Consider the following 3952-nt stretch of genomic DNA (forward strand, 5'->3'; position numbering starts at 1 on the left):
TCGGCACGCGGAAGTTCGCGCCGTGCAGCATGGCCGGCCAGAACAGACCATGGAAGTTGACGATGTCCTTGCCGATGAAATGGTGCATTTCGGCCGTGCTGTCGGCATCGAGATATTCGCCGAATGAATAGCCCCTGGCGTCGCAGAGGGCCTTGAAGCTGGCCAGATAGCCGACTGGTGCATCGAGCCAGACATAGAAAAACTTGCCCGGTGCATCGGGGATTGGAAAACCAAAGTACGGCGCGTCGCGTGAAATATCCCAGTCACGCAATCCGCCGTCCGCGTTGAGCCATTCACCAAGCTTGGCGATCACGCCGGGATGGGCAACAGGATTGCCGTTGGTCAATTTGCCGGCAAACCAGTCGCGCAGCAGGTTCTGAAATTCGCCGACGCCGAAGAAGAAATGCTCGGAATCGCGAAGCACCGGTTCCGCGCCGGACATGACCGAGCGCGGGTTCTTGAGGTCGGTCGATGCATACGTCGCGCCGCAGTTTTCGCAATTGTCGCCGTACTGGTCGGCGGTGCCGCAAGTTGGACATTCGCCGCGGATATAGCGATCGGGCAGGAACATCTGCTTGACCGGATCGTACAACTGCTTGATGGAGCGACGCGCGATATGACCGCCGTCGCGCAGGCGGGTATAGATCGTTTCGGCGAGCTCGCGATTTTCCGGCGAATGGGTCGTGTGGTAGTGATCGAAGTCGACCGCGAAGTCGGCGAAGTCGCGCTCGTGCGAAATCTGGATCGGCTTGATGTATTCCTCCGGGCTCAAGCCTTCCTTTTCGGCGGCAAGCATGATCGGTGTGCCGTGGACATCATCGGCGCAGACGAAATGCACGGTATGACCGTGCATGCGCAGGGCGCGAACCCAGATATCGGCCTGGATATAGCCGAGCAAATGGCCGAGGTGCAGATGCCCGTTGGCATACGGCAGGGCATTGGTAACCAGGATCTTCCGTGCAGACGTGTCTTTCATGAATAATTCGGGCTCGGTTTTCGTACGTTCCAGAGCGCGGAATTATTGCATGCTTGCAGCCCGCTAGATCGTGCAGCCGAGATCGGTGAGCTTCTTCTCTGCCAGTCCTCGTGCCTTCTTGCACAAGCCTGCAACACGGGCACCATCCACGCCGCGGCCGATATTGCCGAGGATCGCGCGTACCGAGTTGTGCAGGTCCTGTGCCTTGAATTTGCGCTCATCGGGGCCGAGACGGGTATTCAGGCATTGACGATAGTTTTCGATGTAATCGTCGCAATCGGGGTAGCCGGTTTTCTCGTAGGGCGGTATCTGTTCGTCCAGTGGTGGCGAGGTATCGGCGACTGCGGGCGCCTCTGCAGCGGGCGTGGCTGAGGGAGCGGGCGCTGGCGCGGCGGCAGGTGTCGGTGGCGTGCTTGAGGTTTCCGGAATGCCTGAGGGTTGCGACTTGTTGCAGGCAAGCAGGGTCAAGGACAGCAGGGACAGCAGTATCAGGCGGTTCAAGGTCATGTGAGATCTCTCTGTGTGAATCGGAGCCAGTAGGGCTTGGACCGCATTCAGCCAATTAGTTCGTTGGCGTTGCGCATTGAGCGTCGTCGAAAGAGGCTGAGACATTGTGCCTGCGGCTAGCGCGTGGCTGAGGCAGTACACTAACGGTCTTTGCCTGATTGATCGAGCCCATGAGCGAATCCGTTGAACAGCGAGTCAGAAATCTGCTTTCCACCATCATCGATCCGCATTCCGGTCAGGATCTGATTTCCGAAGGTGTGATGCGCGGCGTCGGTGTGGATGGGGACAAGGTGTCAGTTGATATCCAGTTGGGTTATCCGGCCCTTTCCTGGCAATCGACGCTTTCCGCGCAGATCAAGGAGACCCTGGAAGCCGACCCTGCCATCGCTGCGGCCGCAGTGTCGGTTTCCTGCCGGGTCGGTGCACATCGCGTGCAGGAAGGCCTGACGCCGTTGCCGAATATCCGCAACGTCATTGCCGTCGCCTCGGGCAAGGGCGGTGTCGGCAAGTCGACGGTTGCAGCCAACCTGGCTCTGGCTCTGCGCGCCGAGGGCGCCAATGTCGGCATTCTTGATGCGGACATCTACGGACCCAGCCAGCCGCGCATGCTCGGCCTTTCTGGAAAACCCGATACCAAGGACGGCAGTCGCATCGAGCCGAAGCTCAACCACGGCATCCAGGTCATGTCGATCGGCTTTTTGATCGAGGAAGACACGCCGATGATCTGGCGTGGTCCGATGGTCACCCAGGCGTTGCAGCAACTGCTCAGTGACACCAATTGGGTCGATCTCGACTATCTGATCATCGATCTGCCGCCGGGTACCGGCGACATCCAGCTGACCCTGTGCCAGCGCGTGCCGGTTTCCGGCGCGGTGATCGTCACCACACCCCAGGACATTGCCTTGCTGGACGCGCGCAAGGCATTGAAGATGTTCGAGAAGGTCAATGTTCCCGTGCTCGGAATCATCGAGAACATGTCGACCCATATCTGCTCGAACTGCGGCCACGAGGAACACGTGTTTGGCGAAGGCGGCGGCGCACGCATGGCCGAGCAATATGAGGTGCCGATGCTTGGCTCGCTGCCGCTGGATATCCGCATTCGCGAGCAAGCCGATGGCGGCACGCCGACGGTTGCAGCGATGCCTGAATCCGACCTTGCTGCGCGCTATCGCGAAATCGCGCGGAATACATCCGCACGCCTCGCCTTGCAGGCGCGCAACAAGGCAATTCAGTTCCCCAAGATCGTGATCCAGAACACCTGATCGTGGTTCTCCGGCTCTCCATGGTGCTGACGTTAGCACTTCTGATCTCGGGTTCAGCGTGGGCGCGTGCAGATATCGATGGATTGCTCGCTGCGGCGCGCGCGCAAGTCGGTGTGACCACAGCCTATGATCCGGATTATGCACGGCTCGGCTATCCGGGCGGTGATGTGCCCATTGATCGTGGCGTGTGTACGGATGTCATCATCCGTGCCATGCGCGGTATCGACATCGACCTCCAGGTTGAAGTGCATCGCGACATGCGCGCGAATTTCTCAAGCTATCCGGCAATTTGGGGACTCAAGCGTCCGGATTCGAATATCGATCATCGACGCGTGCCGAATCTGGAAACCTGGTTTGCCCGCAACGGCAACAGCGTGCCGATTTCCAGCGATGCTGCAGACTACCAGCCTGGGGATTTCGTCTCCTGGCGGCTTGACGGAGGCCTGCCGCATATCGGAATCGTTTCCGCCCAGCGCAGCGCTGACCAGCTGCGTCCGCTGATCATTCATAATATCGGCAGCGGTGCGCGCATCGAAGATGTCTTGTTTGCCTGGACCATCCACGGGCACTATCGCTGGTTCGCCAGCGCTCCGCTGTTTCCGCAATCTGCTCCAAACCTCTGACAACGAGAACCCTGAATGAGTATCAAGCCCGACCGTTGGATCCGCCGCATGGCCGAACAGGAACGCATGATCGAGCCGTTCGAGCCGGGGCAGGTCAAGCTGAACCCATCTGGCGGACGCCTGATTTCCTATGGCACATCGAGCTACGGCTACGACGTGCGCTGCGCGCCCGAGTTCAAGATCTTCACCAATATCAACTCGACCATCGTCGACCCGAAGAACTTCGAGTCGGGAAATTTCGTCGACTTCAGCGGTGAGGTCTGCATCATTCCACCCAATTCGTTCGCTCTGGCGCGAACCGTCGAGTATTTCCGGATTCCACGCAAGGTGTTGACCATCTGCCTCGGCAAATCAACCTATGCGCGCTGCGGGATCATCGTCAACGTGACCCCGCTGGAGCCTGAATGGGAAGGACATGTGACCCTGGAATTCTCGAACACGACACCGCTTCCGGCCCGCATTTATGCCAATGAAGGCGTTGCCCAGATGTTGTTCTTCGAATCCGACGAAGAGTGTGAAACCAGCTACAAGGACAGGGGCGGCAAGTACATGGGCCAACAGGGTGTTACCCTGCCGCGCACCTG

5 protein-coding genes are annotated in these 3952 nt (G+C 59.1%); 3 read left to right on the plus strand and 2 right to left on the minus strand.

The features are described from left to right. Together metG and VFN25_RS12445 are read right to left on the minus strand one after the other, a co-directional pair. Positions 1-976, minus strand: a 976-nt coding sequence (gene metG, locus VFN25_RS12440; RefSeq protein ID WP_325142361.1) for a methionine--tRNA ligase, incomplete at its 3' end; no start/stop codon positions are given. Positions 977-1039: 63 nt separating this feature from the next. Then, entirely contained in the window at positions 1040-1483 is a 444-nt protein-coding gene (locus VFN25_RS12445) for a hypothetical protein (protein WP_325142363.1), read from the minus strand. A gap of 170 nt (positions 1484-1653) precedes the next feature. Between VFN25_RS12445 and apbC the strand changes: the two genes are divergently transcribed. The 3 genes from apbC to dcd form a co-directional block, all read left to right on the plus strand. After that, on the plus strand, positions 1654-2745 hold the full coding sequence (gene apbC / locus VFN25_RS12450; protein WP_325142365.1) for an iron-sulfur cluster carrier protein ApbC: 1092 nt from the start codon (positions 1654-1656) through the stop codon (positions 2743-2745). 20 nt (positions 2746-2765) lie between these two features. Continuing rightward, positions 2766-3368: a DUF1287 domain-containing protein gene (locus VFN25_RS12455; RefSeq protein ID WP_325142366.1), complete on the plus strand. Its 603-nt coding sequence runs from the start codon at positions 2766-2768 to the stop codon at positions 3366-3368. 15 nt (positions 3369-3383) lie between these two features. Further along, on the plus strand, positions 3384-3952 hold a 569-nt coding region (gene dcd / locus VFN25_RS12460), incomplete at its 3' end, for a dCTP deaminase (protein WP_325142368.1).

It is taken from the genome of Dokdonella sp. (genome assembly GCF_035703485.1).
GTDB lineage: Bacteria > Pseudomonadota > Gammaproteobacteria > Xanthomonadales > Rhodanobacteraceae > Dokdonella.

Excerpts from the sequence above, each read along its gene's own strand:
- VFN25_RS12445 (WP_325142363.1), bottom strand. The coding sequence starts at position 1,483 with ATGACCTTGAACCGCCTGATACTGCTGTCCCTGCTGTCCTTGACCCTG.
- VFN25_RS12455 (WP_325142366.1), top strand. The coding sequence starts at position 2,766 with ATGGTGCTGACGTTAGCACTTCTGATCTCGGGTTCAGCGTGGGCGCGT.
- apbC (WP_325142365.1), top strand. The coding sequence starts at position 1,654 with ATGAGCGAATCCGTTGAACAGCGAGTCAGAAATCTGCTTTCCACCATC.